Here is a 5,162-nt window from a genome sequence, read left to right as displayed (position 1 = left end):
GACAGCGTGTCGGCCTGGCAGCAGGCGGAAGGCGGAAGGACGGAAACGCCGCAGCGGCCGGTCGCCCGGCCCGGGGCGCTCAGTCGCTCACGCCCCCGGCGTCGGGAAGAACACGCCCGCGCGCTGCGCGGCGTTCGCGATGTGCGCCTCGATCGCCGCGCCGGCAGCGGCCGGATCGCGCGCGATCAGCGCGTCGACGATCGCGCGATGCTCGTGCCACGTCGAAAGCAGCAGCTCGCGCCGGTAGAACGGCATCCGCTGGCTCTCCTTCATGATGTCGGCACTGCTGCGCAGGATCGATTCGATCGCCGCGTTGCCGGCGAGATTGATGATCCGCATGTGGAATTCGAAGTCGAGCTGCGACGCGTCGTCGAGTTCGTTTTCGGTCAGCGTCACGTGCAGCTCGGCGAGGTTGTCCTCGAACCACGCGATGTCGTCGTCGGTGACGACGCGCGCGGCCATCCGTGCGGCGAAGCCCTCGAGCGCGTAGCGCATCTGGTAGGTGTCGGGCAGCGACGACTGCTCGGCGAACCGCCATGCATGGCCGGTCGTTGCCTGCGCGCTTTCGACATACACGCCCTTGCCGGCGCGGATGCGCAGCATCCCGAGCGCCTCGAGCGTCGACAGCGCCTCGCGCAGCGACGCGCGGCTGATCTCCAGCTCCTCGGAGAGCTGGCGCTGGGCCGGCAGCAGGCTGCCGACCGGATACACGCCTGCCTCGATCCGGTCGCGGATCGTCGCGATGGCGGCGTCGGTCACGGTGTGCGGAACGTTTTTCATGATGCGAATGATGGCCGGTCTGACCGGCATTGTAATCCGCACGCGCGCGGTGCACCGCCGGCCTACGGGTAAGTCACGATCCGGGCGGCGTTCCGGCCCCGCCGGAAGGCGGCGGAAGGGGGCTGGGACAGGGCGGGAAATCCCTATTTCTTTCTTCCTTGACGCGACTATATCGGCTTCCTACTATCGTCCATAACATCACTGGTCTTACCAGTATGAACAGACGAAACTGCAACCGTTGGTTCAGGAGAGCGCCGTGTCGAAATTCCTTAATTCGCTGTTTGGCCGAGTAGTCGTCGCATTGATCCTCGGGATCGCGCTAGGCGCGTTCTTCCCGCATTTCGCCGAGTCGCTGAGGCCGCTCGGCGATGGTTTCCTGAAGCTCATCAAGATGGTCATCGGCCCGATCGTGTTCTGCGTGGTGGTCAGCGGGATGGCCAATGCGGGCGACCTGAAGAAGGTCGGCCGGGTCGGCCTGAAGGCCGTCGTCTACTTCGAGGTGATGACGACGCTCGCGCTCGGCATCGGCCTCGTGCTCGCGTGGCTCACACGCCCGGGCGTCGGGATGAACATCGACCTGCGCTCGCTCGACGCGGCGTCGCTCGCGTCGTACGCGAAGAACGCCGAGAGCCTGAAGGACACGGCCGGCTACCTGATGAAGATCATCCCCGACACCGCGATCGACGCGTTCGTGAAGGGCGATATCCTGCAGATCCTCGTGTTCGCGGTGCTGTTCGGCTCGGCGCTGTCGCTGCTCGGCGACAAGGCGCAGCGCGTCAACTCGCTGATCGAGGAACTGTCGCACGTGTTCTTCCGCGTGATCGGCTTCATCATCAAGCTCGCGCCGCTCGGCGTGCTCGGCGCGGTCGCGTTCACGACCGGCAAGTACGGCGTCGCGTCGCTGAAGCAGCTCGGCTACCTCGTCGCGGTGTTCTACCTGAGCTGCTTCGTGTTCGTCAGCGTGGTGCTCGGCATCGTGATGCGGCTCGCCGGCTTCTCGGTGTTCAAGCTGATCCGCTACCTGCGCGAGGAGCTGTCGATCGTGCTCGGCACGGCGTCGTCAGACGCGGTGCTGCCGCAGGTGATGCGCAAGCTCGAATACATGGGCGTCAAGGATTCGACCGTCGGCCTCGTGATCCCGACCGGCTACTCGTTCAACCTCGACGGCTTCTCGATCTACCTGACGCTCGCGGTGCTGTTCATCGCGCAGGCGACCAACACGCCGCTGTCGACGCATGACCTGATCATCGTGCTGCTCGTGTCGCTCGTCACGTCGAAGGGCGCACACGGGATTCCGGGCTCGGCGATCGTGATCCTCGCGGCGACGCTGTCGGCGATTCCCGCGATTCCGGTCCTCGGCCTCGTGCTGATCCTGCCGGTCGACTGGTTCGTCGGCATCGCCCGTGCGCTGACCAACCTGATCGGCAACTGCGTCGCGACGGTGGTCGTCGCGGTGTGGGAGAACGACATCGACCGGGCCCGCGCGAAGCGCGTGCTGAATCGCGAACTGCGCTACGTGCCGGCCGAAGAGGAGGACGCCGCGGCGTCGCTCGCCGGCGACGGCGCGCACGCGGTCTGAGTGCGCGGCCCGATCCGCAGCCCCATCATGCCGCCGGCGCGTCGACGCGCGCGGCGGCAAAGCCAGAACCCAGGAGACGACGACATGGCAGCCCCCATCCTCGATCCGAACGCGCCGGCCTTCACGCGGCGCTACATGAACCTCGCCGATCCGCGCGTCGGTGCAAAGGCGCTCTACGCGAGCGACGAGTTCTTCGCGCCGAAGGAGCGCATGCTGAACCCCGAGCCGGCCGTGTTCATCCCCGGCAAGTACGACGATCACGGCAAGTGGATGGACGGCTGGGAGACGCGCCGCAAGCGCACGACCGGCCACGACTTCTGCGTGGTACGGCTCGCGCGGCCGGGCGTGATCCACGGCGTCGACCTCGACACGAGCCACTTCACCGGCAATTTCCCGCCGGCCGCGTCGATCGACGCGTGCGTCGCCGACGGCGACACGCCGCCCGACGACGCCGAATGGCGCACGATCGTCCCCGCGACGACGCTGCAGGGCAACAGCCACCACTACGTCGACGTGACCGATCCGCAGCCGTACACGCACCTGCGCGTGAACCTGTATCCGGACGGCGGGCTCGCGCGGCTGCGCGTGTACGGCCAGCCGCAGCGCGACTGGCGCCAGGTGCCGCAGGGCGAGCTGGTCGACCTGGCCGCGATCGAGAACGGCGGCTACCTGGTGGCCGCGAACAATCAGCACTTCGGCGCGGCGTCGCAGATGCTGATGCCGGGGCGCGGCGTGAACATGGGCGACGGCTGGGAAACCCGCCGCCGCCGCGAGCCCGGCAACGACTGGGCGATCGTCGCGCTCGCGCGGCCGGGCGTGATCCGGCGCGTCGAAGTCGACACCGCGTTCTTCAAGGGCAATTTCCCGGACCGCTGTTCGCTGCAGGCTGCGCAGGTCGCGGGCGGCACCGACGATTCGCTGGTCACGCAGGCGATGTTCTGGCCCGAACTGCTCGGCGAGCAGAAGCTGTCGATGGACCACGTCCATACGTTCGACCCGCTCGCGGCGCTCGGTCCGGTCACGCACGTGCGTTTCAACATCTTCCCGGACGGCGGCGTGTCGCGCCTGCGTCTGTGGGGCGAACCGGCCTGACGGCGGAGGCGAACATGACCCGGCTTCAGACCCTGCGCGTCGAGCGCCTGACCCGCGAAGCGTTCGCGCCGTTCGGCGACGTGATCGCGCTCGAAGGCGCGCGGCATTTTCCGATCAATGGCGGCACGACCGAGCGGTTCCACGATCTCGCGACGATCGACGTCTGCGCGGACGGCGGGCGGCCGCTCGTCAGCATGTTCCGAGCACAGCCGCGCGCGCTGCCGGTCGCGATCACGCTGATGGAGCGTCATCCGCACGGCAGCCAGGCGTTCGTGCCGCTCGCGGCCGTGTCGCGCTACGCGGTCGTCGTCGCGCCGGCGGGAGAGTTCCGGCCGGACGCGATGCGCGCGTTCCTGGCCGTTGGATGGCAGGGCGTGAATTACGCGAAGGGCGTCTGGCACCATCCGCTGCTCGCACTCGACGCGGTCAGCGATTTCGTCATCGTCGATCGCGGCGGCCCGCAGCCGAACTGCGACGAGATTCCGCTCGACGGCGCGTGGCAGCTCGATTTCGACGCGGCCTGCACGAGCGCGGCCTGACGGGCGTCAGGCGACGTGTGCCCGGCGGCGCGTCTGGCATACCCACGTCCGGCACGCCCCAAACGACGACGGCCCGGTCGGCGAGATGCCGGCCGGGCCGTTTCGCGTGCGCGATGCGCGCGGATCAGTGCTTGCGGTGCGGGCAGTTTTCGGTCGTGCAGTTGCCGTACAACGCGAGCGAGTGTTCCTGGAGCTTGAAGCCGCGTTCCTTCGCGATCGACTGCTGGCGGCTTTCGATCTCCGCGTCGAAGAATTCCTCGACCCGGCCGCAGTCGAGGCAGACGAGGTGGTCGTGGTGCGTCCCTTCGTTCAGCTCGAACACGGCCTTGCCGGATTCGAAGTTGCTGCGGGTCAGCAGCCCGGCCTGCTCGAATTGCGTCAGCACGCGATAGACGGTTGCCAGCCCGATGTCGAGCTGTTCGTTGAGCAGGTTGCGATAGACGTCTTCGGCCGTCAGGTGGCGGACGGGACTCTGCTGGAAGATCTCGAGAATCTTGAGGCGCGGTAGGGTGGCCTTTAGCCCGATATTCTTGAGATCCGTTGGATTGGTCATGGCTAGGCATCCCTAGAGTACAATGCAGGGCTTCAATGTTACCGGCTTTTGGCCGTTCCAGAAACACGCGCGGCCTGCGACGCGGGCCGGCACGGTGAAGGAAATGATTCCAGAATCTCTTTTGCACTTTCAGAGGAGCCGCATGCGGAGTGCCATCATCGCTGCCGTCGCCGTTGCCGCGCTGGCTGGTTGTTCGTCGTACGACAGCGTGACGCAGCGCATCGCGCAGAGCATCACGCCCTACCGGATCACGGTCGTGCAAGGTAACTTCGTGTCGCAGGAGAAAGCGTCGCAGCTGCAGGCCGGCATGACGCGCGACCAGGTTCGCGCGCTGATCGGCACCCCGCTGCTGACGGACATGTTCCACGCCGACCGCTGGGATTACCTGTTCTACTTCAAGCGCGGCTCGACGTCCGTCGTCCAGCAGCGCGATCTCGTGCTGACCTTCTCGGGCGACCGCCTCGTGAGCTGGACGGGGGCCGACAACCTGCCGTCCGAGCTCGACCTGCTGGCCGACATCGACGGCGACAAGCGCGGCCGGAAGGCGAAGAAGGCCGCCGAAGCCGCGGCTGCAGCCGCCGCGAGCGCTGCAAGCGGCGCGAGCGCCGTGCAGGCGACA

Annotated in this window: 6 protein-coding genes; 4 read left to right on the top strand and 2 right to left on the bottom strand. The window is 67.3% G+C overall.

Features of this window, described 5'->3' with window-relative positions:
- Positions 1-87: 87 nt before the first annotated feature.
- Positions 88-810, bottom strand: a complete 723-nt coding sequence (locus G3N94_RS39330; RefSeq protein ID WP_124599984.1) for an FCD domain-containing protein — start codon at positions 808-810, stop codon at positions 88-90.
- A gap of 226 nt (positions 811-1,036) precedes the next feature.
- Here G3N94_RS39330 and G3N94_RS39325 point away from each other — a divergent pair, with 226 nt between their 5' ends.
- The 3 genes from G3N94_RS39325 to G3N94_RS39315 all read left to right on the top strand — a co-directional run bounded on the left by G3N94_RS39325 (position 1,037) and on the right by G3N94_RS39315 (position 3,990).
- Positions 1,037-2,359, top strand: coding sequence for a C4-dicarboxylate transporter DctA (locus G3N94_RS39325; protein ID WP_205799590.1), 1,323 nt, complete (start codon positions 1,037-1,039; stop codon positions 2,357-2,359).
- An 84-nt stretch (positions 2,360-2,443) separates the two neighbouring features.
- Positions 2,444-3,451 (top strand): allantoicase, encoded by a 1,008-nt coding sequence (gene alc / locus G3N94_RS39320; RefSeq protein ID WP_205799589.1) that lies wholly within the window; start codon positions 2,444-2,446, stop codon positions 3,449-3,451.
- Between the two features lie 14 nt (positions 3,452-3,465).
- Entirely contained in the window at positions 3,466-3,990 is a 525-nt protein-coding gene (locus G3N94_RS39315) for an ureidoglycolate lyase (protein ID WP_205799588.1), read from the top strand.
- Between the two features lie 124 nt (positions 3,991-4,114).
- On the opposite strand, the gene fur is transcribed toward G3N94_RS39315, so the two are convergent.
- Positions 4,115-4,543, bottom strand: a complete 429-nt coding sequence (gene fur / locus G3N94_RS39310) for a ferric iron uptake transcriptional regulator (RefSeq protein WP_124599988.1) — start codon at positions 4,541-4,543, stop codon at positions 4,115-4,117.
- Positions 4,544-4,685: 142 nt separating this feature from the next.
- Between fur and G3N94_RS39305 the strand changes: the two genes are divergently transcribed.
- The coding region (locus tag G3N94_RS39305; protein WP_241022329.1) for an outer membrane protein assembly factor BamE at positions 4,686-5,162 on the top strand (477 nt) is incomplete at its 3' end.

This window comes from Burkholderia sp. Ac-20353 (assembly GCF_017104785.1).
Taxonomy (GTDB): domain Bacteria; phylum Pseudomonadota; class Gammaproteobacteria; order Burkholderiales; family Burkholderiaceae; genus Burkholderia.
Note: the sequence above shows the minus strand (reverse complement) of the source record. Positions and strands in the feature narration are given on the sequence as shown.

Coding starts and splice junctions, on each gene's coding strand:
- G3N94_RS39330 (WP_124599984.1), bottom strand. CDS start 810: ATGCCGGTCAGACCGGCCATCATTCGCATCATGAAAAACGTTCCGCAC.
- alc (WP_205799589.1), top strand. CDS start 2,444: ATGGCAGCCCCCATCCTCGATCCGAACGCGCCGGCCTTCACGCGGCGC.
- G3N94_RS39315 (WP_205799588.1), top strand. CDS start 3,466: ATGACCCGGCTTCAGACCCTGCGCGTCGAGCGCCTGACCCGCGAAGCG.
- fur (WP_124599988.1), bottom strand. CDS start 4,543: ATGACCAATCCAACGGATCTCAAGAATATCGGGCTAAAGGCCACCCTA.